Consider the following 23,914-nt stretch of genomic DNA (forward strand, 5'->3'; position numbering starts at 1 on the left):
ACATGCTCATGGAATTATGGGAAGATACTAATTAAATATTTATTATAAAACGAAGAGAGTTGGGTGAGTTTATGAATGGTGTTGTTTTGTTAGTAGTAGCTATTATTTGTTTTATCGCCGCGTATTTTGGGTATTCCCGCTGGTTGGAGAAAAAATGGGGCATTGATCCGAAGGCGGTAACGCCTGCGGTCGCTCTGGAGGATGGAGACGACTACGTACCTGAGCCAGCTTTTGTGGTATTTAGTCATCAATTTTCATCGATCACTGGTGCCGGACCGGTGACAGGCCCGATCATTGCCGCGATGTTTGGTTGGTTGCCAGCTTTCTTATGGATCTTGTTTGGCGGAATCTTTTTTGGAGCAGTACATGATTTTGGCGCCCTTTACGCCTCCGTTAAAAATGAAGGCAAGTCAATTGGACTGATCATTGAAAAATATATTGGAAAAGTTGGGAAGAAGCTTTTCCTATTGTTCTGCTGGTTGTTTGCCCTGTTAGTCATTGCAGCTTTTGGTGACATTGTTGCCACGACCTTCAATGGAATGACACCGGACGTTCCCGCAGCAGTCAACACAGCAAATGCTTCTGCGGCCTCAATCTCGATGCTGTTTATCGTTTCCGCAGTGCTAGTCGGATTCTTTATGAAGAAAGTGCACTTAAAGGGCATCGCTATGCATGCTTTTGGAATCGTGGTCTTGTTAGTGACGTTGGCTATTGGTATTCTCTTTCCGATTTTCGCAGACAAACAAACGTGGCTGCTGATCGTATTTGCTTATTTGTTCTTAGCATCGGTTATGCCGATCTGGTTGCTAATGGCTCCTCGTGATTTTCTTAGCACGTATATGCTGTTAGGGATGATCATTGCGGCAGTGTTGGGACTTTTGGTGGAAGCGCCGATGGTTGAGCTGAATGCCTTCAATGGATTTGCGGTACAGGATGCAACAGGAAATGTGAAATACCTTTTCCCGATTTTATTTATCACCGTTGCCTGTGGGGCTGTTTCTGGATTCCATAGTTTGGTCTCTTCGGGAACCTCCTCGAAGCAGGTAACGAACGAGAAACACATGCGTCCTATCAGCTATGGCGCGATGATGTGCGAATGTGTTTTGGCGGTAGTGGCTTTGGTAGTAGCAGGGGCTGTTGCTAAGAATGGTCAATTACCGGCTGGAACACCTTTCCAGATCTTCTCTGGTTCAGTCGCTGGCTTCTTAACGAAATTTGGTTTGCCGTTGAATGTTGCGCAAGCCTTCATGACGATGTGTGTTTCTGCATTGGCATTGACTTCGCTGGATTCCGTTGCACGTATTGGCCGAATGTCGTTGCAGGAATTCTTTTATGAAGAGGGTGCCGAGCAAAAAGGGCTAGCTAAATTATTAACAAATAAATATGTCGCAACGGTTGTGACTTTAGGTGTAGGGTTTGTCTTAGCGCTTGGAGGCTATAACAGTGTATGGCCGCTATTTGGTTCAGCGAATCAATTATTGGCTGCGATGGTCATGATCGCGGTAGCCGTTTATATGAAGACCTCTAAAAAATCAGGCGTGATGTTTTACATTCCTATGGGGATCATGCTTGCCGTTACCTTTACGGCACTGGGCATGTCAGTTTATGGGCTGGTAACGAAATTGATCCGTGCGACAGACTACTTAGTGACGATCCCAGCAGTTCCGGCTGCAGGACAATTTGTCTTCTTGTCAGACGGATTACAGTTAGTCTTTGCCTTTCTGTTATTAGGATTGGGCTTGATGGTCGCAACGAAATGCCTGCGCTCTTTATTTAATGTAGAAAGTAAAAGTACAGAAAAAGCAGTCGCAGAATAAGAATAAAAAAAGACTTCGTCCATTCGACGAAGTCTTTTTTCTATGAAAGGCTCTGGGCAAAATGTGCCATGGCAACTTTCACTTCATTAAGTTTTTCAGGTTTGATCAAGGGGAATAGTTTTTCTTGCAGCTTCTTGAATTCTTGCAGGCTTAGCGCCTCAGTTTCTTTATCCGCGAAGCTTTTCACTAGAATCTCTTTTGCTTCCTCTTCTTTTCCTTCAATCGTATTGTTGAGGAAAAAGTCTAAAAACTTTAATTGTCCATCAAGCATCGTTTTCACTTCTTTCATTAGAATCACTTATTAGTATAAAAAACTAACGAAAAAGTTGCCATTAATCTGTCTCGGCGGTCAATGAGAACCTTGTGCTTGGTGATGATTTTCAGCGATTTCTTTCGTATTGCGGTGAACTAACAAGTAATTCATCAGAACCAATGCGGAGGTTGAAATAAAGACTCCGCGATAGCCGAAGAGTGAGGAAACACTAGACCCGATCATAGGCCCAACAACGTTTCCAGCCGCTTGGAAGGATTGATTGTAGCTGAAGATTCTTCCCGCAGCTTCTTGAGGGGAATACTTTGTGATCAGCGCTTGTACAGCAGGGAGCAGACAAGCATCAGAAATACCCACAAGGAAACGTAAAAAAGCGAGTTGCCAAACATTTGTTACGATGGACATAGGCAGAAAGACCAGCATGGCAAAGATCAATCCGATTCCTAGAATTTTTTCACTCCCAATTTTATCCCCCAGCCGTCCAAAGCGCGGCGCCGCAATCAAGGTGGCGATACCTGGAATGGAGGCGATGATACCACTGACTAAAGTGACATTGCCGTGATTATGCATCAACTGGCGAATGTATAGACTGATAATGGGGCTGATTGAATTATTCGAGGCTTGAATGATCAGTGTCGTAACGAACATTCCGATGACGACATGTGGGTATTTCAAGCTATGAAAAATCTCTTTTGCCGGAAGCATATCTTTTTTCTCGATCGGTGTAAATTCTTCATGAACAAACATCAGACTCAAAAGAAAGACTAAAAATAGAATCCCGCCTGTGATGAAGAAGGTCAAACGATACCCAAAGATGGACGCGGTGACGCCCCCTACCAAAGGTCCGAGCAAATTACCCGTTACAGCTCCTGTGGCTAATGTCCCAAGGACCTGTCCGCTTTTTTCACGAGGGGTGCCTGTTGCCACCAAAGCGGTAGAATTACTGATGTAGCCGGAGAAAACACCCTGCAGCAAGCGCAGACCGATCAACTGATAAACATTTCCTACTGTTCCCATCAAGCTGATAACGATCGCCATTCCTAGAGAGGCCCGCAGCAACATTATTTTTCGGCCCTTTTGGTCAGCCAATCTTCCCCATAAAGGAGAGACGATCGCGGTGATCAAAAAAGTCGAAGAAAAGGTGATCCCACTCCAAAAGTTCAATTGCTGATTGGTATAGTGGCCTAGTGAATCTATGTATAAAGACATAAAAGGCATCACGAGACTGAACCCAATGCCAGCCATAAAGGTACCAAACCATAAAACAATCAAGTTCTTTTGCCAAGTAGGGCGTGGTTGAAACAATGTATTTTTGAGTTTACTCAACGTGTTAACTGCCTTCTTTCATTACCTATGAAGTTTTCAAAAATCGATTTTCATTATAACTCTCTTAAGGTGCATATAAAAACCTCTCGCTTTGTGGTAGGATATAATTAAGAAAAAATCAATATTTTTCTGCAAATTTTTGTGGTTATCTTGATTTTTCTTGAACTTGTTTCAGCCGGAAACATTTTTCTTGAATTTTTATTTCATGATACTTATGATTAGGGTGGAAAGAAGGGTAGCGGGATGTATCAAGTAATTACAATGTATGGAGATAATGAACCTTGGTGGTTCTTTGAAGAATGGCAAGAAGATATTCAAGAAACCGCGACTTTTGAGGATTTTGACGCGGCTGTAGCTTATTACGAACATCGTTGGAGCGAGCTCCAAAATACCAATACATATAGCAGTGCGAAACATAACTTTTTAAGCGCATTTTGGAAAGAACAGGACGAACGCTGGTGTGAGGAATGTGATGACTATTTACAACAGTATTGGGGTCTTGCCTTATTGAAAGATGAACAGCCATTAACGGTTGATAGCAGAAAGGAATTTTATGAAACAGCTAATTATAGCGGAAAAGCCAAGTGTTGCAAGAGACTTGAGCAAGGTGCTTAACGCCAATCAAAAGAATAAGAATTATTTTGAAGGACCCAATGTTGTCGTGACTTGGGCCCTTGGTCATTTATTGGGTTTAAAAATGCCGGAGGATTTGAATAAGGAATGGCAAAGTTGGCAGATGGAGACATTGCCGATGATTCCTAAAACGATCGGCATCAAGCCGTTACCTAAAACCCGTGGACAGTTAAAAACGATCCAACAGTTGGCAAAACGAAAAGATATTACAGAAGCGGTGATTGCTACTGATGCCGGACGTGAAGGGGAACTTGTCGCGCGATGGATTTTGGAATATGTACGTTTTGAAAAACCTGTCAAACGTCTTTGGATTTCTTCGCAGACGACCAAGGCGATCAAAGACGGCTTTAAGCAGCTAAAGCCTGCAAAAGATTATGACAATCTGTATTATTCAGCATTGGCACGGGCAAAAGCGGACTGGCTCGTTGGCTTAAATGTCACACGCGCATTGACAGTAAAATACGAAGACAGTCTATCGGCCGGGCGTGTACAAACACCGACCCTTGCGATGGTTCGGCAACAAGAGAAGAAAATCGAGAAATTCCGTCCGCAAAATTATTTTGTGGTTTCTTTGGTGGTTGAAGGGCAAAAAGCCAAATTGAACCAAAAGAACCCTTATGGAATCACTGAACGTGAAACGGCTGAAAAGCTGGTTAAGGATTTGTCACAGCAAAAAGGAACAGTGACAGAGATAACGGAAAAGGAAAAGACGGAACCGGCTCCTTTGCCGTATGATCTAACAGAGATCCAACGAGAAGCCAATGCCCGGTATCAATTTTCTGCGAAGAAAACCTTGTCTCTCGTCCAAAGCCTATACGAGACTCATAAAGTCGTGACTTATCCGCGAACAGACAGTAAGTATCTGACAAATGATATGAAGGCAACGATGAAAGAACGCCTGCAAGCAGTCAGTGATTTTGCGCCAGAAGTAAAAACATATATCAAAAACGGTGCGCAAGTAAAACAAAAGCGTGTGTTCCAAGACAGCAAGGTGACAGATCATCATGCGCTGATCCCGACTGAACAGCGTGCCCGCTTCGAAAAATTGTCCACCGATGAGCAGCGAATCTATAATATGATCGTCACACGATTCTTAGGTTTATTTGCAGAAGCGCACAAGGAGAGCCAACAAAAAGTAACCGTGACATTCCAGCAGGAGACGTTCACTTTCCGTCAAAACAAGGTATTGGTTGCTGGATGGAAGCCCGAAGAAGAGGCGAAAAAGGCAATTCAATGGTCTGAAGGAATGAAAATCGTTCCGAACTTTACAATTGAAAAGGCTCTGACGACACCGCCGAAGCCATTGAATGAAGGAACTCTTCTAGGCCAGATGGAAAAACACAGTCTGGGAACTCCCGCTACACGCGCTGAAATCATCGAGAAATTAATCAAATCGGAATTAATGGAACGGACGACTAGCGGACTATTGGTATCACCAAAAGGAAAGCAGTTATTGGAGCTGGTGAATCCTTCATTAGTGACCCCAGAGCTGACAGAAAAATGGGAGAAGCAATTAGAGCAGATCGCTAACGGTAAATACAGCAGCAAACAATTTTTGCAAGAAATCGAAGCCGATACGAAGAAATTAGTCAGTGAAGTTAAACATAGCGACAAGAAGTATCAGGATTTCTCTATTACAGCAAAAAAATGTCCGGAGTGCGGGTCACCGTTACGAGAAAAAAATACGCGAGATGGTAAAATCTATATTTGTACGAATCCAGAGTGTACGTACCGCCGTCGGAAAGATCCAAAAGTCTCGAATCACCGTTGTCCGCAATGTCACCGCAAGATGGAGATCATCGACGGGAAAAACGGCGCTTACTTCCGCTGTAAATATGACGGAACGACAGAGAAGATGTTAGACAAAAAAGAACGATCAAAGAAAATGACTAAGCACGAAGAACGCCGCTTATTAAAGAAACTCAATGATCAAGAAGAACCGCAAGAAAGTCCATTAGCTGCTGCGCTAAAGGCAGCCATGAAAGACCAAGATTAACGACAAGCCGCCAAGATTGAAATCGTCTTGGCGGCTTTGTTAGTTAGAAAGCTGAGGATAAATTCCTCAGCTTTTTTCGTACTTTTCTTTAGCAGTTTGAAGCAGGGTATCAAGCTCTTTATTCTCTTTTGTTTGATAGTGTTCAAACGTCCGGATCAATTCATAAACCTCTTTGAAATTTCCTTGAACCATTCGACTGATTGGTGAACGATAATAGAGTGTGTAAAAAAGCTTTGCAAGAGCTGGGTGCTGGAATAGAAATTGTTGTCCGTTAGGCAAGATCTCACTACCGCTTGCTTCTAACAAATCAATGCCTTCTTTTAATGCATAGGAAAGCGTCGAGAGTTCGCCGGACTTGCGAATGGTCACAGCGGAAAAATCATAAAAATATTCAAACGAATTTTGGATCATGACCATCGTTGCGTGACTTTTTAGCCAGTCATCCATTTTTTGTTCATGACTCCAACCATAATTTGTACCTTCAAACACAGTATCTAAGGTTTGTGTGAGTTTAAAGTGTGTATGCAGCGAACCGATTTTCATTTGCCCTTTTCCAAAACGCAGAACGGAGACCCCAGTGTCAGTAGCAATACCCCCAGTTAATTGAAAACCAAAGTAAACGTCTTTAGGCTGCACACTTTTTTGTTGCAAATCTTTTTCTAAACCAGCCGCGTCGATCTGGTTGCCCACAAAGAGGATCGTTTGGCTGCAGTTCTCTGCCAAAGAGTCAATGACTGTCGGGAAATCACTGTATTTCATCGTCACAAAAATCAAATCATACTGATCCTTCGGTTGAAGCGTTTCAATCACTCGAAGGGTATCTTTTGTTTGCTTGCGCTGAAGGGAATGGGTCAACACCAAACCATTTGTCTGCAGCTCTTTTTTTCTCTGACCTCGTGCCAGGAGTGTCACTTGATTGTTCCCTTTTAGGAGTGAATGGGCAAGATAGCTTCCTTGGATGCCTGCACCGTATACTAGTATTTTCATCTTTTTCAATCCTTCCAAAATCAACAGGCGTTGATTAATCAACTTGTGTACATTATAATAAGTGGACTATTCAGAAGTTTCAATCAACAAAAAGTCTTTTATGTTGATAATTGAACAAAAAGTATTAATTGATTGGAGTGCAATGATGGACCGACGAAAGCGAAAGACTCAAAAAGTAATTACATCCGTTTTCTATCATCTTTTAAAGAAAAAAAGTTATGAGGACCTATCTGTGAGCCTGATATGTCAGACGGCGGATATTAATCGAGGAACGTTTTATCTTCATTTTATTGATAAAGATGACCTGCTGGAAAAAAGTATTGCTTACGAGATGCAAAAATTATTCGAGTATTGTGATCGGAACGAAGAAACAAGCAATCAGAGAAAACTAGAAAAAACGTTCGAATATGTAACGGCAAATCGTGACCATCTGCAACGGTTGTTTCGTGCGGATAAGCAAGGTTTTTTTGCGAGCTTTCAAATTAATTATTTGATGGAGCAAATGACGGACCAATCGCCGATGACCAGTGTTTTCTTCGCTCACGGGTTGGTTGGCTTGCTGGAGTATTACTTGACGAATGATGTTTCAGAAGTAGAGGTGTCCCAGGAATTAGAAAAAATCACCCATTCATTTCGTTAATGGAGTGTAAATTTTTTTGAACTTGAAGGAGTAGAAATAAGAAAAGAAAAGGGTTACAATGTAAATGGTTTATACCACTTTCGGGAGGGATTTTTTTGAAATCAAGAAAAGATGAAGTATTAGACGCATTGAGAGCAAATCCTAACGAACTGACAGCCCAAGAGTTGGCGGATCAATTAGGCGTGGATCGGACCAATGTCAGCCGCTACTTGAATGAATTGACGAAGGACGGCACAGTAAAAAAAATCGACGGACGACCGGTAAAGTTTCAAATTACTACGGTGTCCACGGAAAAACATATTAATTTTGATAATTTGATTGGTCGCGAAGATTCTTTGAAGAGTCAAATTCAAAAATCAAAAGCCGCGATTTTATATCCTCCCCGCGGACTGCATACGATCATATTTGGTGAGACGGGAACAGGGAAAACGATGTTTGCGGAATGCATGTATCGCTTTGCTGTTTCTGCCAATGTATTAAATGAGACTGCCCCGTTTATCACGTTTAACTGTGCGGACTATGCACAAAATCCCCAGTTGCTTTACGGACATATTTTTGGAGTGAAGCGTGGTGCTTTTACCGGTGCAGAGGAAACACGAAAAGGGCTGATGGAGCAAGCGGATGGAGGCATTTTATTCTTGGATGAAATTCATCGCTTGCCGCCGGAAGGACAGGAGATGCTTTTCACCTTTATTGATAAGGGCACGTTCCGTTCTCTGGGTGATGGTCAAGAAAAGAAAGCTTCCGTGCAGATCATTGGGGCAACGACAGAAACAAGTTCGACATTTTTGTCTACGTTTAATCGTCGAATCCCCATGCAGATCGAATTGCCTTCTTTGGCCGAACGTTCGTTAGACGAGCGACTAGCCATCATTAAAGAATTTCTTCAGCAGGAAGCCAATCGATTGATGCAGGAAATCGCGATCGATAAGCGGAGCTTGTTAGCCTTTCTTCTATATAATGCAGAAGGAAACATCGGACAATTAAAACGAGACTTAAAATTAGTCTGTGCAAAGGCCTTTTTGCATCATCAAACCAATAGTGAGTTAGACAAACTCATGGTCGTAGAAGAAGACTTGCCTTTAGTAGTCCAAAAAGGCCTCTTGCGAATGAATGAAGTACAAGACAAGCTCACTCCTTTTATGGATAAACGAAATCTTTATCTGACTTTGAAACCGGGGACGGAGGAAGTCGTTTGGGGGCAAGACCCAAATAAAGATATGGAAGTCTATCATTCTATTACCTATAAGTTGGAAAAGCTAGGTCGTGAAAATTTATCTGAGATTGATTTGGAAGAATTGATTTCTGATGATGTCGATCAGTATTTTGAGACCTATGTTGAAGAGCTGTCACACACGAACGCCTATCGCGAAATTATTTCTGACGATCTGTGGAAGCTGGTGAATGAACTTTATGACTTTGCTTCAAGTCAAATGAACCGTGAGTACGATGAGAAAGTGCGGTTCGCGTTTGCATTGCATATCAATTCGACGATTGAACGAATTCGTGGCAATCAATTCATCTCTCACCCCAATTTAAACGATATTCGTCGGAATTATTCAAAAGAGTTCCAATTAGCCATCGAATTGTCGAATCGGATCGAAGAAGCTTATGCCATTATGATTCCCTTAGATGAGATCGGCTTTATCACCATGTTTTTGACGATGGACAATCAAGAAGCGCAACAGGTGGATGAACGGCAAGTCGCAGTGCTGGTAGTGATGCACGGAAAATCAACCGCATCAAGTATGCTAGAAACGGTCCAGGAGCTGTTGGGCACGACCAGCGGCATCGCCTTTAACATGCCGTTGACATTAAATACTGAGAAAATGTATGGTCAAATCAAAAATTATATCTCAGGAAAACGAGAAGAGTTCTCTGAAGGGATCATTCTTCTGACAGATATGGGTTCGCCTAATAATTTTGGAAATCTGATCTTTCATGAAATGGGGATTCGTACGCGAGTGATCTCTATGGCAAGTACGATGTTGGTATTGGAGAGCTTGCGCTTAGCTACATTGGGACGCTCTTTGGAAGAGATTTACACCAGTGTGATTGCCATGTTCCAAACGATGGTCCGTCTGGAGGAGCCCACTCAAAAGGATGAAAAGAAAGTCATCATCGTTGCTTGCTTCACTGGCGAAGGCGTCTCTAAACGATTGAATGAAGTGGTCTCCCAGATCGTCAATCTGGAGGAGTTTGAAGTTATTCAGATGCAATCCTTGGAGCGAGAAAGCTTCAAGCACCGCATTGACCAGCTAATCACTCACAAAGATATCGTGGCGATCGTAGGAACGATGGAGATTCATTATCAAAAGATTCCATTTATTCCAGCAATGAATCTATTTAAACGAGAAAAGATCTTAGAATTTCAGGACCTGTTGGGAAGTACCATCACTTTGCCGGAGATGGTGGACTCCTTAACGAAGAACTTTTCTCCTGAATTGGATGTCAAAACATTGTTTTTATTGATTGACGATGTGTTGCAATTGATCCGTAAAGACCAGGAATTGATTATTGAGAATACAGCATTGCAGGCATTGAGTGTCCATATTGCCTTTTTAGTGGATAAAATCAAAAAAGGCGAGAACCGCCCAACGTTCGAGAATGTAAAATACTTTCATCAACAGCATCGTGTGCGCTTCAACCAAACAGCGGCAAATCTCTCAATACTCGAAAAACAGTTTGGGGTTCGCTTTACTGAAGACGACATCGCTTACATCGTTAAGACTCTTGAAGACAATCGAATCGAACTAGGATTGCACAGTGTGTAACCCTAGTTTTTTTGTGTGTAAGATGAAACCCTTATCATGACGGCTTCTGTGCACTGTAAAAGTTGGCACGGGAGTTGCTTTATATAAAGTGTACAATAATAAAAATTGAGGAGTGTCATTTATGAAAAGAATTATGTTAGTTTGTGCAGCAGGAATGAGTACCAGTTTATTAGTAACAAAAATGGAAAAAGCAGCAGAAGCAGAAGGATTGGAATCTGATATCTTTGCGGTCTCAGCTTCGGAAGCGGATTCTAAATTAGAAGATGCAAGCAAACCAGTAGATGTTTTACTATTAGGCCCACAAGTTCGTTTCATGAAGAGCCAATTTGAAACAAAACTTGCGGATAAAGGAATCCCAGTTGATGTCATCGATATGAAAGATTATGGCATGATGAATGGTGAAGCCGTTTTAAATACCGCATTAAAATTAATGAAATAATTGTCCGGAGGAGAGAGATAAGCAGATGAGCGATACGATGAGTCAAGAACAATTAGAAGCAGTAATGGGGTTGATCATCAATGCCGGAAATGCGAAAAGCGATGCAATGGAAGCGATTCAAGCCGCTAAAGAAGGCAACTTTGATTTGGCGCAGGAAAAACTTGAAGCAGCCGACCAAGCATTAGTTGAAGCCCATCATTCTCAAACAGGGTTGTTAACAGAAGAAGCCAGCGGTAATCCAATGACCGTGACGCTTTTAGCAGTGCACAGTCAAGATCATTTGATGACTAGTATTACCTTCAATGATATGGCTAAAGAAGTCGTGGACCTTTACAAACGTATAGGGAACGAATAGGAAGTGATTACGTGAAATTAGCTCGCGATCATGAAACGTTGAAAGCGATCACAGCTTTGGTTGAATATGCTTTTCGAAAGCAAGATCCGATCATTGATTATCCGCTCTTTTTATCACGTTACGAACACGCGGATTGTTATGGAGTGTATCAAGACAATGAATTGACGAACTTAGTGATGGCCAATCATTTCGAGATGCAGTTCTTTCAACAAAAAGTAAAAATGGCTGGTGTTGGGTACGTAGCGAGTTATCCGGAATACCGAGGCAAGGGCGGCATCAGCAGCATCATGTCCGAACTTTTGTCTGATCTGTATGATCAAGGCGTGGCGGTTTCTCAGCTTGCTCCTTTTTCTGAAGATTTTTATCGTAAATTCGGGTACGAACCTACAAGCCGAAGAAAAACATACCGCATCCCGGCACTAGCTTTTACTTATTTAAAAAGTGAAAGAAGGGGGACTATCAAACGCGGGTCTTGGCAGCAATTGAAGCCTGAGATCCAATCTATTTACCAACGCTTGCTAACACAGCAGCAAGTCGGAACAGTGATCCGAGAAGAGTGGTGGTGGGAACGTCTAAACGACTATTATCCACACCGTTTTTATGCGGTAGCTTTCGATGATGCTGGTGAGGCGAAGGGTTACATTATTTATCGAATGCAAGGAAACACATTAGTAGTCGATGAGCTCGCTTACGAGGACGAACTCGCGATGCGAAAATTATTAACGTACTTGAAATCCCATGTCTCATCATTTGAAGAATTTCTTTATCATGCTCCTGTTCATGAATGCATAGAAAAATGTTTTCTTGAGCAAGACTATTTCACGATTACTTTGGAACCGTATATGATGAGTCGAATTATTGACATCACGCAATTATTACCGAAACTTCCGATAAAGCAACAAGAAATTATTTTAGAAGTAACTGAAGATAAGGAATGTCCTTGGAATGTTGGTAGCTGGCTGATCAGTCAGGGGACGTGTCAAAAAGTACAAAAAGCAGGCGATGTCAAAGCCTCTATCCACGGGTGGAGCGAATTATTACTAGGCGAATTATCTTTAGCTGAAGGACTTTTCTTCGGGAAAGTCACTGCGTCAAAAGACGTTGCGTTAGATATTTTTCCAAAAGGAAAACAAAGTTTTTATGATTATTTTTAAATTAGGGGGACTATAAAAAATGGATAAATTTGTCAATTTTATGGAAAAACACTTTATCCCGGTTGCTTCAAAAATCGGTAATCAGCGTCACTTAGTCGCGATTCGGGATTCATTTATGGTAACAATGCCGCTAATGATCCTAGGAGCGTTAGCAGTAATGATCAACAACTTGTCACTGTCGATTCCAGCCTTTGGTAACTTCATGAACGGCATCTTCGGCGGCGAATCATGGAAAGGCTTCGGGGGCGCTGTTTGGAACGGAACATTTGGTGTTCTTTCTGTATTCATCGCGTTCTTAGTAGCTTACAATTTAGCTCGCCACTATGGAAAAGATCCAATTGCAACAGGTGTTGTTTCAGTGGCATCATTCTTCACTTTAGGAGCAGCAACGAGCGGAATGAACTCTTCAGGTTTGTTTGTTGCCTTGATCGTGGGTATGGTCGTTGCAGAATTATTCACTCGTTTAGTGGGTAGTCCAAAATTAGTTATTAAAATGCCTGATGGCGTGCCGCCAGCAGTTGCACGTTCATTCGCGTCATTATTCCCAGCGATGATCGTTATCTCGATCTTTGGTTTAATTGCTGCGATTATTGCAGGTTTCGGTGTAGAAGATATGTTTGCTGCTTTCTACGCAGCTGTTCAAGAACCATTCATGAGCTTAGCAAATTCATACGGCTCAGCGTTACTCATTGCTTTCATCACACCATTCTTATGGTTCTTCGGGTTACACGGTGCCAACATGATCGATCCCTTCATGCAAGCAATCAATGCGCCAGCGATTGAAGCAAATGCAAATGCATTGGCAGCAGGTAAAGCAGCTCCGTATATCGTGAACAAACCATTTATCGATTCATTTGTGAACATGGGTGGTACAGGTGTAACGATCGGTTTGATCATTGCTATCTACCTAGTTGGACGTAAAAACAAACCATTTATGGTCGTAAACAACTTGGCAGCAGCTCCTGGTATCTTCAACATCAATGAACCTTTGATGTTCGGTCTGCCGTTAGTGTTGAATCCAATTATGTTTATCCCGTTCATTTTGACACCAATGGTCTGTGTAACAACAGCTTACTTTGCGACGAAATTCGGGTTAGTGCCGCCAGCAACAGTAATGCCGCCATGGGTAACTCCTCCAATCATTGGTGGGTTCTTAGCTACTCAAAGCTTCTCCGGCGCCATCTTGGCAGCAGTGAACTTAGTAATCTCAATCGCAATGTATGTACCATTCGTATCCTTAGCAACAAGACAAGAATTGAAAAAAGTTAAAGAAGCAGAAGCTTAATTGATAACAAAAAAGGGGGTGCGGATCACTGGATTCCACCCTCTTTATTCGTTAAAAAATACTATTTTTAAGAATGAGGTAGAACAATAATGAAAACTTTTCCAACAAATTTTTGGTGGGGCGCAGCCACATCTGGACCACAAAGCGAAGGACGCTTCAACAAAAAACATGCGAATGTCTTTGACTATCATTTCGAGATCGAACCAGAAAAATTCCATAATCATGTAGGACCGGATGTCGCTTCGAATTTTTACAACAGCTACAAAGAAGACATTTCCATGATGCGCTCGATCGGTATGAACAGCCTGCGAACCAGCATCCAATGGAGCCGCTTGATCGATGACCTAGAAACAAATACGGTGAATCAAGACGCTGTCGACTTTTATAACAATGTGATCGACACAATGTTGGCAGAGGGCATGACACCTGTGATGAATCTGCACCATTTTGATTTGCCAGTAGAATTGTACGATACATACGGCGGCTGGGAATCAAAGAAAGTGGTGGATCTGTATGTAGGGTTTGCTGAGAAATGTTTTGAATTGTTTGGTGATCGTGTGAAATACTGGGCGACGCACAATGAACCAATGGTGGTAGTAGAAGGCGAATACTTATTCCAATTCCACTATCCAAATATCGTTGATGGAAAAAAAGCGGTACAAGTGGCCTACAATTTGAATTTAGCTTCTGCGAAAGCCATCCAAGCATTCCGCAAATTAAACATTGAGAATGCGCAAATCGGAACGATTCTAAATCTGACACCGACTTATGCAGCCTCCGACGCGCCGGAAGATCAAGAGGCTGCGCGTATTGCGGAGCTTTGGAACAATAAAATGTTTTTGGAACCCGCAGTGTATGGACATTTCCCTGCTGAATTAGAGGAACTGTTGACGAAGGACAAGGTTTTATGGGAAACAACGGACGAAGAAAAAGACATTTTAAAGAATAATACGGTTGATTTCTTAGGGGTGAACTTCTATCATCCGAATCGCGTGAAAGCACCCGATGTTGCACCAAACTCCGTTGGCGAGTGGATGCCTGATCGGTATTATGATGCATATGATATGCCTGGTCGCCGAGTGAATTTGGACCGCGGATGGGAAATCTATCCGAAAGCACTTTACGATATCGCTGTAAATATCAAAGAAAACTATAAGAACATTCCGTGGTACGTATCTGAAAATGGTATGGGTGTTTCTAATGAAGACCGCTTTAAAAACACGGCAGGCATGATCGAAGACGATTATCGGATCGATTTTGTCCAAGAACATCTGGAATGGCTGCATAAAGGAATCGAAGAAGGATCAAATTGCTTTGGCTATCATATGTGGACACCGATCGACTGCTGGTCTTGGTTGAATTCCTATAAGAACCGCTACGGTTTCATTTCAAATAATATTCATACACAAATCAAGACTGTTAAAAAATCAGGCTACTGGTTCAAAGAAGTGACTGAACGAAACGGATTAGCAGACTAAGAATAACTGGAGGAAGAGAATGAAACGTGAATTAGGTATTTCGGTCTATCCCGATCATAGTGATCCGCAAGCGGATCGCGCGTATATCAAAAAAGCGGCTGAGCTTGGCTATACGCGTATTTTCATGAGTATGCTGGAAGTGACGGAAGGCAAAGAAAAAGTCAGTGAAAAATTCGGTAGCATCATTCATTACGCGAAGGATCTGGGGTTTGAAACAGTTCTAGATATCGCGCCATCGATTTTTGATGATTTGGGTATTTCTTATGACGACCTGAGCTTTTTCGCCGCACTTGGTGCAGAAGGTATTCGGTTGGATGAAGGCTTTGATGGAAATAAAGAGGCGATGCTGAGTTATAATCCGGAGGGTCTAGCCATTGAGCTGAACATGAGTAATAATGTTGCTTATTTGGACAACATCTTATCCTACGAAGCAAACGAACCATTTATCTATGGGTGTCACAATTTCTATCCTCAAGAAGGTTCTGCCTTGCCCTACGACTTTTTTATCAGTTGCAGTGAACGTTTCAAGGGACACGGCATTAAGACGGCTGCGTTTATTACGAGCCATGATGCGGAGTACGGCCCATGGGATATCAATGATGGCTTACCTACACTAGAGATGCATCGCCATCTGCCGATTGATTTACAAGCACGCCACATGTTTGCAACGGGAGTGATCGATACAGTCATCATCGGCAATGCCTATGCTTCTGATGACGAATTGGAAAAAGTAGCTGCCGTCGATCGGTACAAAGTAAGTCTTGGCATTGAATTCGTACCTGAAGCAACAGAAATCGAGCGCAAAATCGTCGCTGATCCAAAGCATTTCCGTCGGGGTGATATTACGTCAACAGCCGTCCGGTCAACGATGGTTCGAGTGAAGTATGCCAACGAGGCAAATCCTGCTCACGACAATACGCAAGAATTTCAAGTGGGAGACATCGTTGTAGGGAATGATGAATTTGGAAAATATAAAAATGAATTGCAGATTGTTTTAGAACCTCATAGTGATTCTCGCAAAAATTTAGTCGGAAAAATCCCGCAAGAAGAAGTGATCATGCTGGACTTTTTGAAGCCTTGGGCGAAATTTCAATTCGTTCCTAAAAATTAAATTTGAAGCGAATGAAAAAAAGATGAATGATCTTTATTGACAAACCCAATAAAGGCGTGTAAAGTATGACTCAACTTAATCAAACGACAGTGAAAAGAAGAGTAGCAGTTCATTTGTTCCCAGAGAGTCTCTGGTTGGTGAAAAGAGACGGCAATGAGTTGTGAACCACATCTTTGAGTCGATCAACTGAAGAAAGTAGGTTGGTCCGGGAGAGCCCGTTATAGCGGAGGTCAGATTGACCAGTTGAGATCGTTCGTTGTGAGACGACGATGAAAAAAGGTGGAACCACGTAACTACGTCCTTTAGCCCTAGCGGCTAAAGGACTTTTTTTAGTTTTACCTGCTGGATCATGAAAGACCCGTAGAGGTTCTTTTCGCGAGAAGGGAACAAAGATGAGGTGGAACCGCGTATTCAACGCCCTCTGGTAGAGATACCAGAGGGCGTTTTTGCTAGTCCGATTTTCCGCAGTTCAATGAGGTGGAGGGTGAGTAAAATTTCATTCTGCTAATTAAGTAAGTAACTGTGTAGTTGGATGGTATGCGTGCTGAGGGTCAAACTAACTTTTTCGTTTTTTGAAAAAGTTAACTCATTAAAACGAATTAGCTGTCAGTTCTAATCAAGAATTAAAGGTTAGCCGCCACTAGCAAATTCTATCTTTATTAAAAAAGTCACGATTAAGAGCTTTTGAAAGGCCGTACAACTTTCAAAAAAATGGAGGGATATTGGGATGAATTATTTGATCGAAGTCATGCCGCAATTATTACAAGGGGCAGCGATAACACTGAAATTATTTGCTTATACGATATTGGGCTCACTGCCGTTAGGAATCTTGCTATCGTTTGGATTGGCGAGCCGCTTTAAACCGTTACAATGGATTTTACAGTTTTATGTATGGATCATGCGAGGGACGCCGTTGCTGCTGCAATTGATTTTCGTCTTTTATGGTCTGCCATTGATGGGAATCATATTCGACCGTTTCGAAGCCGCATTATTTGCTTTCGTATTGAACTACGCCGCTTACTATGCAGAAATTTTCCGTGGCGGGATTCAATCAATTCCAGTTGGGCAATACGAGGCATCGAAGGTCATTGGATTGACACCGATTCAAACGATCACGCGAATCATCATTCCACAGGTCGTTAAAATTGTTTTACCTTCTGTCGGAAATGAAGTCATTAATTTAGTAAAAGATACGTCACTTGTTTATATCTTAGGATTGTCAGATGTGATGCGGGCTGGGAAGATCGCAATGGAACGAGATACGACGTTGCTGCCATTATTCGGGGTAGCGCTCATTTACTTAGTGTTGACTGGGGTGACCTCAGTGATCTTGAAGCAACTAGAAAATCGTTTGAACTATTATCGTTAGGCAGGTGGAAAAAATGATCGAATTAAAAAAAGTAAACAAATCGTTTGGAAATAAAAAGGTGATCGATAATTTGGACTTAGTCATTCCGGATGGACAGATATTAGCGATCGTTGGCCCTTCCGGTGGTGGGAAAACAACCTTACTGAGAACCCTGGCTGGTTTAGAAAGAGCAGATAGCGGCACTTTTTTACTAGATGGCGCCGCCTTCGATCCCACTTCTTCGAAAGAACAAGAACAAGTTGTTGGGGTCGTCTTTCAAGATTTTCAATTGTTCCCGCATTTAAGTGTCTTAGACAATATCACGATCGGTCCTAGACTGGTCTTAAAGCAAGACAAAGCAACGTATATGAATAAAGCCGAGCATTTAGCAAGTTTGCTAGGCATTGAAGAATTATTGAACAATTATCCCTATCAATTATCCGGCGGGCAAAAGCAACGTTTAGCGATTGCTCGTGCGATGGCGATGAATCCGAAAGTGTTGGCGTATGATGAGCCAACCAGTGCGCTAGATCCTGCGTTGCGTCAGCAAGTGGCAAGTTTGATCCTGGAATTAAAAGCGGACGGAGTGACTCAAATTGTTGTTACCCACGATTTGATTTTTGCAGAAGAAATTGGTGATCAGTTATTGAAGGTTGAACCTATCAAATAAAAAATAAACATTAGGAGGAGTAACGTATGAAAATGAAAAAAATTATTTTGGGAATGGTGGCTGTTTTAACACTGGTGACGTTAGCGGCCTGCGGCAAAAAAGAAGCGAGCAGCAACGAAAGCTGGAAGACGATTGAGAAAGATAAAAAGGTGACGATCGGTTTAGATGACACATTCGTTCCAATGGGATTTAAAGATGAAGATGGAAAAATCGTTGGTTTTGACGTTGATTTAGCCAAAGCAGTGTTTAACGAATACGGAATCAAAGCAGATTTTCAACCAATTGATTGGTCAATGAAGGAAAATGAACTGGAAAACGGCACGATCGACTTGATCTGGAATGGCTACACCGTGACAGAATCACGCGAAAAGAAAGTTTTATTTTCTGATGCTTATGCACAGAATGAACAAGTCCTAGTCACTAAAAAGGACAGCGGCATCACGAAGCCAGAAGATATGAAGGATAAAGTTTTAGGGGCGCAAGAAGGGTCTTCAGGGTATGAAGCCTTCAATAATCAAGCTAAAACACTGAAGGATATCGTGAAAGAGAATGACGCTACGTTGTATGCCAGCTTCAATGAAGCGATGATCGACCTTGAAAACAATCGAATCAACGGACTATTGATCGATAAAGTATACGCGGATTACTACTTGAAGCAAGCAAATAAATTAGATGCCTACAATATTTTCAGCGTAGGATTCAAAAATGAAAACTTTGCGGTCGGTGCACGCAAAGGAGACAAGAAATTGGTTGAGAAAATCAACGAAGCATTCAAGAAGCTGCAGGAAAATGGAAAATACGGCGAGATCTCGAAAAAATGGTTTGGGGAAGAATTGTCCTTGCCTAAAGAATAAGCGAAATGTCTCTCCAAAAATTTAAACATTATTTAATCAGAAAGAAAAGGCGAGCAAAACTTTTGTTCGCCTTCTTTTTTTTGTATAATGGTACAGAATGGAAAGAGGGATATCATGGCGCAAAAGAAGCGTACAAAGAAAAAAAGAAAAACGAAAAAGCAAAAACAACTCCAAGAGCAGCGCCTGATCATCGGCATTGGACTTTTATTTATATTATTTACTGTCTTTGCATTATTTAAGCTAGGGTTCTTAGGAAATCTGATTGCGAATGTCTTACGTCTGATAGGCGGAAACACGTATCAATTTTTAGCCTTGCTGTTAGGACTTTATGGCACGCTGCTCGTTGTAAAGAATACCAAGTTGCGATTGACTAAACCGCGACGATGGGTAGGGATCGGCTTTTTCTACCTTGGAATATTGCTGATTCTTCATGCACGTTTGTTTGCGAATGTGGAAAGCAAAGATCCTAATATTTTAAAAACGACTTGGGATTTATTGATGACAGATTTCTTAGGGAATCAAATAACCCAAAATGTCGGCGGCGGAATGCTAGGTGCGGCGCTTTATAATTTAACGCACTTTCTCGTATCGCAAGTAGGCAGCTATTTGATTGCCGGCTTATTATTACTATTGGGTATTTTTTTGTTCAGCCTTTTAGAATTCAACCAAGTAACGGATTATTTAGGCAATTTTGTCGAAATGATGCAGGAAAAATTCTCAGAATCTGATGAGAAAAAAGAACTGAAGGCAGCAAAAAGAGAAGAACGACAAGCACAAAAAGCGCAAGCCAAAGCTGAAAAGCAAGCGGCAGCAAAAGCCAAGCTGGAGGCCGAATTGGCCGAGCGAGAAAAAAACAAGGTTCGTTCAATGACACCAGGGGAGCAATTGGCGAAAGAAAGCCAGGAGCCTTTAGTTAAGGAACCTGAGCAGATGACGCTCGTGCCGATCGAAGGGTTTCAAGAAAATTTGGAGCCCGAAAGAACGACAGCCGCACCTGTACCTAAAAAAGCCTCACTTGAAGATGAGGAGATTGATGATCCAGGTGATTTAGAATTTGAGATCAGCGCGGAGCCTGAGGATCATGACTATCAGTTGCCGCCGTCAACGTTATTAGATTCAATTCCAGCTGCCGATCAAAGCGATGAATACAAAAAGATCGAGCAAAATATCAAGGTATTGGAGAAAACTTTCAATAGTTTCGGTGTAGAGGCCAAAGTCGTCAAAGCCAGCTTAGGACCATCTGTTACGAAATTTGAGGTCCAACCGGCCGTTGGTGTAAAGGTCAGCAAAATCGTCAATCTAACCGATGACATCGCGCTGGCTTTAGCAGCGAAGGATGTCCGAATGGAAGCGCCGATCCCAGGGAAATCTTTGATTGGGATCGAAGTGCCAAACAGCACGATCAGTACGGTGTCATTCCGCGATATCATCGAATCTCAACCGAACCACCCAGATAAAATTCTGGAAGTTCCATTAGGTCGAGACATCTCTGGATTGGTACGGGTGGCAGATTTAACGAAGATGCCCCACTTGCTGATCGCTGGGTCCACTGGTAGTGGTAAATCTGTAGCAATCAACGGGATCATTACAAGTATTTTAATGCGGGCAAAACCAAATGAAGTAAAATTGATGATGATCGACCCGAAAATGGTCGAATTGAATGTGTATAACGGCATTCCTCATCTATTGACGCCGGTCGTGACGAATCCAAGAAAGGCCGCACAAGCGTTGCAAAAAGTCGTTCAGGAGATGGAAGAACGATACGAAAAATTTGCCGCAACAGGTGTGCGAAATATTTCCGGCTTTAACGAATTGGTGATTCAGAAGAATTTGGAAGACGGTCAAAACCGGCCGATCTTGCCATTTATTGTTGTCATAGTGGATGAGTTAGCAGACTTAATGATGGTCGCAAGCAATGAAGTGGAAGACGCGATTACGCGTTTGGCACAGATGGCGCGGGCGGCGGGTATCCATATGATCCTTGCGACGCAACGTCCAAGTGTCGATGTTATTACCGGAATCATCAAGGCCAATGTTCCGTCACGAATTGCCTTTGCTGTTTCAAGCGGGACGGACTCGCGAACGATCATTGATGGAAATGGTGCGGAGAAACTGCTAGGACGTGGAGATATGCTGTTCTTGCCAATGGGAGAGAACAAGCCGATCCGTGTTCAGGGTGCGTTTATTTCAGATCACGAGGTAGAACAGATCGTTGAGTTTGTTTCTGATCAGCAGGAAGCTCACTACGAAGAAAAAATGATGCCAACAGAAGAAACAAGTTCTTCGCCATCAGAAACACCGCAGGATGAACTTTACGAAGAAGCAAAAGCATTAGTAGTGGATATGCAGACAGCGAGCATCTCTTTGTTGCAGCGAAGATTCCGTATCGGCTATAATCGAGCAGCGCGGATCGTGGATGAATTAGAAGAACACGGCGTCATCGGGCCTTCAACCGGCAGCAAGCCGCGGGAAGTCTTTATGCAAAAAGCCGAAGAAGAACCCGAAAATCCATTGGATGAATAAAAAGCTTTGCCATTTTTTGGCAAAGCTTTTTTGTTGCGTTTTTAATTGATTGCACAAATGTGCAAAAAGACAGTGATTTCAATTCCCATGCACCTCTTTTTTCGCGTGTCTAATATAGGACTACAAGGATAAAAAGCCTGCTATATCAACATTTTGTGTAGTGAAAGATAGAGAAATTATAGCTAAAAAAAGAAGAAACAATAAATTTCAACATTAATGTGGAACTTTTATGTGTTATACAATAGAAAAAGGCTGTGCTATCTTTTTGTTAGATTGATAAGCGCTTACAATTGGAGGAAACAAAAATGAAAGGGTTGAACTCACGGCAAACCAAATTACTTCACTTACTGGTTCAAAATGAGCATTATTTGCCAGTGTCTTTCTACTCTGAGAAGTTAGGAAAATCAAATCGGACGCTCTATTCTGACTTGAAGAAGATCCAACTTTTATTGGAGAAAGAACCGCTTGTTTTGGAAAAAAAGCCGCGTGTTGGTATTTTGCTAAAAGGAACAGTAGAAGAAAAAATGCACTTTCTAGAGCAGCACATTGGAGTGAACACGGAAGAAGCTGTTGGCTCACAAGAGCGGCAATGGGAGATCGTCAAACAGTTAGTAATCAACGAAGAGACCGTGACGCAGCAAATGCTCTCTCAGCAGTTTCATGTAAGTCCAAGTTCGATCGTGAGCGATTTAGAAAAAATCATTGAGAACTATCGTTTAACGCTGGCCGCTACGAAGCAAGGGACAAAAGCTGTAGGAAACGAGGAGGAGATTCAAAATAGCTTATTTCGTTTTTGTGAAGATTACTTAGACACTCATCGAGTCGATACAGAGCATCTTTTTAATAAAGAATCGAAAGACTTGTTGGGATACTTCTTTCCACAACAGTTAGTAGCGCTTGTGTTCCAGCAAATTACGGAATGGAGAAGTCAAACGGCTTTCTGTTTTCCAGGTCATTACGTAAAGTCGTTGATGATCCGTCTGTTGGTGTTCTGCTTCCGTTTGACTAGAGGCAAGCACATTGAAGAAAAGGAATTTCTATTTGATCAAATTAAATTGATCGATACGTATTTGATCGCTAATGAATTAGTTGTGCGGGTATCAGACACGTATGCTGTCACGTATGACGAAGAAGATATCTCCTACGTCAATCGTCAACTGGTCGGTTACGGTGTAAAGCTAAACAGTAAAAGTCATAAGAGCTATGAAAGGTACGCGGAATCAATCAAAAAGATCATTAAAAACATGAGTGAGATCATGCAGGTTGATTTTGTGGCTGACACACAATTAAAAGAACGTTTTGCCAGCCATTTTGTTCCAATGATCTATCGATTGAAGATGGGGATCGTCATCACAAATCCGTTGGTCGATGAAATTCGAAGTCAATATGCTATCACCTTTAGTGCCACTTGGTATGCGCTCGCCAATGCTGAAGAAAAGCTGGGCGTCCATTTCAACGATGAAGAAGTGGCGTTGGTATCCATGTATTTTCAAGTCTCGCTGGAGAAAAGTCAAAACGGTAAAAAGATTTTGATTGTCTGTCCCAATGGCGTAGGAACATCGGAATTGATTTTCAATAAAATCAAACGAATTTTGCCCGCACAAGATATCGCGGAGATTACGACGCTCGATAAGCTATACAAGAAAAATTTGGATAATGTTGATTTGATAATTTCCTCTATCAAATTAGAAAGTGTCAATAAGCCGATCATTCAGGTCTCTACCTTAGTCACTCAGGAAGACATCAAAAATATCACGGCCCTTTATTCGAATTTATTCTATTCAGAAGAATCTGAAGAAGCTGAAAACTTGGCATTTCCATTTTTAAAAAAGGTCATTGATGTTGCGTATATCTATACGAAAAAGCATTTTTCAGATAAGCAAACGTGCTTGAATTGGTTGATAGATAAGCTGGAAAAAGGGGAGATCGTTACACGAGGGTTTCGCAAAGAAGTATTTGATCGAGAAACGATTGGTGAGACCGCGTTAGCAACGGGAGTAGCGATCCCGCACGCATCACCACAAAATGTTTTGCAGACGAAGATCGTGATCGTCACTTTGACAAAGCCGATTACTTGGGATAAACGGAAAGTGCATTCGATCTTATTGATGTGCATTGCTAAAAGTGACCGGACCCTTGTACGAGGAGTGATGACAGACATTCATAAGATTGTTCAGTCGGAAAAACAGTTAAAAAGTATTTTTGGAGATAGAGAGGCAGTAGAAATTTATAACGATATTATTGGGAGGTAAA

19 protein-coding genes and 1 other annotated feature are annotated in these 23,914 nt (G+C 42.0%); of the genes, 16 read left to right on the forward strand and 3 right to left on the reverse strand.

The window, feature by feature from the left end; translation table 11 throughout:
• Window positions 1-71 precede the first annotated feature (71 nt).
• A complete protein-coding gene (locus tag A5868_RS04555) occupies window positions 72-1,817 on the forward strand; it encodes a carbon starvation CstA family protein (RefSeq protein WP_086305581.1) in 1,746 nt (581 codons plus the stop codon).
• A 40-nt stretch (window positions 1,818-1,857) separates the two neighbouring features.
• Here the strand turns inward: A5868_RS04555 and A5868_RS04560 are convergent, their stop codons facing one another.
• Both A5868_RS04560 and A5868_RS04565 read right to left on the reverse strand, forming a co-directional pair.
• Window positions 1,858-2,106 (reverse strand): hypothetical protein, encoded by a 249-nt coding sequence (locus A5868_RS04560; protein WP_240318389.1) that lies wholly within the window; start codon window positions 2,104-2,106, stop codon window positions 1,858-1,860.
• A gap of 60 nt (window positions 2,107-2,166) precedes the next feature.
• On the reverse strand, window positions 2,167-3,414 hold the full coding sequence (locus A5868_RS04565; protein ID WP_086305582.1) for a multidrug efflux MFS transporter: 1,248 nt from the start codon (window positions 3,412-3,414) through the stop codon (window positions 2,167-2,169).
• A 243-nt stretch (window positions 3,415-3,657) separates the two neighbouring features.
• Between A5868_RS04565 and A5868_RS04570 the strand changes: the two genes are divergently transcribed.
• Window positions 3,658-4,029 (forward strand): DUF1033 family protein, encoded by a 372-nt coding sequence (locus A5868_RS04570; protein ID WP_010781443.1) that lies wholly within the window; start codon window positions 3,658-3,660, stop codon window positions 4,027-4,029.
• The gene (locus tag A5868_RS04575; RefSeq protein ID WP_086305583.1) at window positions 3,968-6,043 is read left to right on the forward strand and encodes a DNA topoisomerase III; all 2,076 of its coding nucleotides are present in this window, start codon (window positions 3,968-3,970) and stop codon (window positions 6,041-6,043) included. The genes A5868_RS04570 and A5868_RS04575 overlap by 62 nt, the downstream gene beginning before the upstream one ends.
• 66 nt (window positions 6,044-6,109) lie before the next feature.
• Here the strand turns inward: A5868_RS04575 and A5868_RS04580 are convergent, their stop codons facing one another.
• Window positions 6,110-7,030, reverse strand: a complete 921-nt coding sequence (locus A5868_RS04580; RefSeq protein WP_086305584.1) for a ketopantoate reductase family protein — start codon at window positions 7,028-7,030, stop codon at window positions 6,110-6,112.
• Between the two features lie 145 nt (window positions 7,031-7,175).
• Between A5868_RS04580 and A5868_RS04585 the strand changes: the two genes are divergently transcribed.
• The 13 genes from A5868_RS04585 (at window position 7,176) to A5868_RS04645 (ending at window position 23,913) form a co-directional block, all read left to right on the forward strand.
• Window positions 7,176-7,670, forward strand: a complete 495-nt coding sequence (locus tag A5868_RS04585; protein WP_086305585.1) for a TetR/AcrR family transcriptional regulator — start codon at window positions 7,176-7,178, stop codon at window positions 7,668-7,670.
• A gap of 95 nt (window positions 7,671-7,765) precedes the next feature.
• Window positions 7,766-10,444 carry a sigma 54-interacting transcriptional regulator gene (locus A5868_RS04590; protein WP_086305586.1) on the forward strand — a complete coding sequence of 893 codons (2,679 nt, stop codon included), beginning with the start codon at window positions 7,766-7,768 and terminating at the stop codon, window positions 10,442-10,444.
• Between the two features lie 121 nt (window positions 10,445-10,565).
• On the forward strand, window positions 10,566-10,883 hold the full coding sequence (locus A5868_RS04595; RefSeq protein WP_010781438.1) for a PTS sugar transporter subunit IIB: 318 nt from the start codon (window positions 10,566-10,568) through the stop codon (window positions 10,881-10,883).
• 25 nt (window positions 10,884-10,908) lie between these two features.
• Window positions 10,909-11,238, forward strand: coding sequence for a PTS lactose/cellobiose transporter subunit IIA (locus A5868_RS04600; protein WP_240318392.1), 330 nt, complete (start codon window positions 10,909-10,911; stop codon window positions 11,236-11,238).
• Window positions 11,239-11,249: 11 nt separating this feature from the next.
• Complete coding sequence (locus A5868_RS04605) at window positions 11,250-12,392, forward strand: GNAT family N-acetyltransferase (protein ID WP_086305587.1); 1,143 nt, start codon at window positions 11,250-11,252, stop codon at window positions 12,390-12,392.
• Between the two features lie 19 nt (window positions 12,393-12,411).
• A complete protein-coding gene (locus A5868_RS04610) occupies window positions 12,412-13,677 on the forward strand; it encodes a PTS sugar transporter subunit IIC (RefSeq protein ID WP_010781435.1) in 1,266 nt (421 codons plus the stop codon).
• 89 nt (window positions 13,678-13,766) lie between these two features.
• Window positions 13,767-15,155: a glycoside hydrolase family 1 protein gene (locus tag A5868_RS04615; RefSeq protein ID WP_010781434.1), complete on the forward strand. Its 1,389-nt coding sequence runs from the start codon at window positions 13,767-13,769 to the stop codon at window positions 15,153-15,155.
• Between the two features lie 19 nt (window positions 15,156-15,174).
• A complete protein-coding gene (locus tag A5868_RS04620; RefSeq protein ID WP_086305588.1) occupies window positions 15,175-16,266 on the forward strand; it encodes a DUF871 domain-containing protein in 1,092 nt (363 codons plus the stop codon).
• 80 nt (window positions 16,267-16,346) lie between these two features.
• Window positions 16,347-16,572: a binding site (T-box leader), on the forward strand.
• 421 nt (window positions 16,573-16,993) lie between these two features.
• Window positions 16,994-17,635: an amino acid ABC transporter permease gene (locus A5868_RS04625; protein ID WP_010781432.1), complete on the forward strand. Its 642-nt coding sequence runs from the start codon at window positions 16,994-16,996 to the stop codon at window positions 17,633-17,635.
• Window positions 17,636-17,648: 13 nt separating this feature from the next.
• Window positions 17,649-18,284, forward strand: a complete 636-nt coding sequence (locus A5868_RS04630; RefSeq protein WP_086305589.1) for an amino acid ABC transporter ATP-binding protein — start codon at window positions 17,649-17,651, stop codon at window positions 18,282-18,284.
• Between the two features lie 26 nt (window positions 18,285-18,310).
• Window positions 18,311-19,138, forward strand: coding sequence for a transporter substrate-binding domain-containing protein (locus A5868_RS04635; RefSeq protein ID WP_086305590.1), 828 nt, complete (start codon window positions 18,311-18,313; stop codon window positions 19,136-19,138).
• Window positions 19,139-19,252: 114 nt separating this feature from the next.
• Window positions 19,253-21,661: a DNA translocase FtsK gene (locus A5868_RS04640; protein WP_086305591.1), complete on the forward strand. Its 2,409-nt coding sequence runs from the start codon at window positions 19,253-19,255 to the stop codon at window positions 21,659-21,661.
• 305 nt (window positions 21,662-21,966) lie between these two features.
• Window positions 21,967-23,913 (forward strand): BglG family transcription antiterminator, encoded by a 1,947-nt coding sequence (locus A5868_RS04645; RefSeq protein WP_086305592.1) that lies wholly within the window; start codon window positions 21,967-21,969, stop codon window positions 23,911-23,913.
• Window position 23,914 lies beyond the last annotated feature (1 nt).

Origin of the sequence: Enterococcus sp. 12F9_DIV0723, assembly GCF_002174375.1 — a bacterium.
Lineage (GTDB): Bacteria > Bacillota > Bacilli > Lactobacillales > Enterococcaceae > Enterococcus_A > Enterococcus_A gilvus.

What these genes read in the sequence shown, in the direction of transcription:
- A5868_RS04575 (WP_086305583.1), top strand. Translation starts at nt 3,968, where the DNA reads ATGAAACAGCTAATTATAGCGGAAAAGCCAAGTGTTGCAAGAGACTTG.
- A5868_RS04570 (WP_010781443.1), top strand. Translation starts at nt 3,658, where the DNA reads ATGTATCAAGTAATTACAATGTATGGAGATAATGAACCTTGGTGGTTC.
- A5868_RS04600 (WP_240318392.1), top strand. Translation starts at nt 10,909, where the DNA reads ATGAGCGATACGATGAGTCAAGAACAATTAGAAGCAGTAATGGGGTTG.
- A5868_RS04640 (WP_086305591.1), top strand. Translation starts at nt 19,253, where the DNA reads ATGGCGCAAAAGAAGCGTACAAAGAAAAAAAGAAAAACGAAAAAGCAA.
- A5868_RS04625 (WP_010781432.1), top strand. Translation starts at nt 16,994, where the DNA reads ATGAATTATTTGATCGAAGTCATGCCGCAATTATTACAAGGGGCAGCG.
- A5868_RS04630 (WP_086305589.1), top strand. Translation starts at nt 17,649, where the DNA reads ATGATCGAATTAAAAAAAGTAAACAAATCGTTTGGAAATAAAAAGGTG.
- A5868_RS04580 (WP_086305584.1), bottom strand. Translation starts at nt 7,030, where the DNA reads ATGAAAATACTAGTATACGGTGCAGGCATCCAAGGAAGCTATCTTGCC.
- A5868_RS04560 (WP_240318389.1), bottom strand. Translation starts at nt 2,106, where the DNA reads ATGAAAGAAGTGAAAACGATGCTTGATGGACAATTAAAGTTTTTAGAC.
- A5868_RS04620 (WP_086305588.1), top strand. Translation starts at nt 15,175, where the DNA reads ATGAAACGTGAATTAGGTATTTCGGTCTATCCCGATCATAGTGATCCG.
- A5868_RS04595 (WP_010781438.1), top strand. Translation starts at nt 10,566, where the DNA reads ATGAAAAGAATTATGTTAGTTTGTGCAGCAGGAATGAGTACCAGTTTA.
- A5868_RS04645 (WP_086305592.1), top strand. Translation starts at nt 21,967, where the DNA reads ATGAAAGGGTTGAACTCACGGCAAACCAAATTACTTCACTTACTGGTT.
- A5868_RS04615 (WP_010781434.1), top strand. Translation starts at nt 13,767, where the DNA reads ATGAAAACTTTTCCAACAAATTTTTGGTGGGGCGCAGCCACATCTGGA.
- A5868_RS04555 (WP_086305581.1), top strand. Translation starts at nt 72, where the DNA reads ATGAATGGTGTTGTTTTGTTAGTAGTAGCTATTATTTGTTTTATCGCC.
- A5868_RS04585 (WP_086305585.1), top strand. Translation starts at nt 7,176, where the DNA reads ATGGACCGACGAAAGCGAAAGACTCAAAAAGTAATTACATCCGTTTTC.
- A5868_RS04635 (WP_086305590.1), top strand. Translation starts at nt 18,311, where the DNA reads ATGAAAATGAAAAAAATTATTTTGGGAATGGTGGCTGTTTTAACACTG.
- A5868_RS04610 (WP_010781435.1), top strand. Translation starts at nt 12,412, where the DNA reads ATGGATAAATTTGTCAATTTTATGGAAAAACACTTTATCCCGGTTGCT.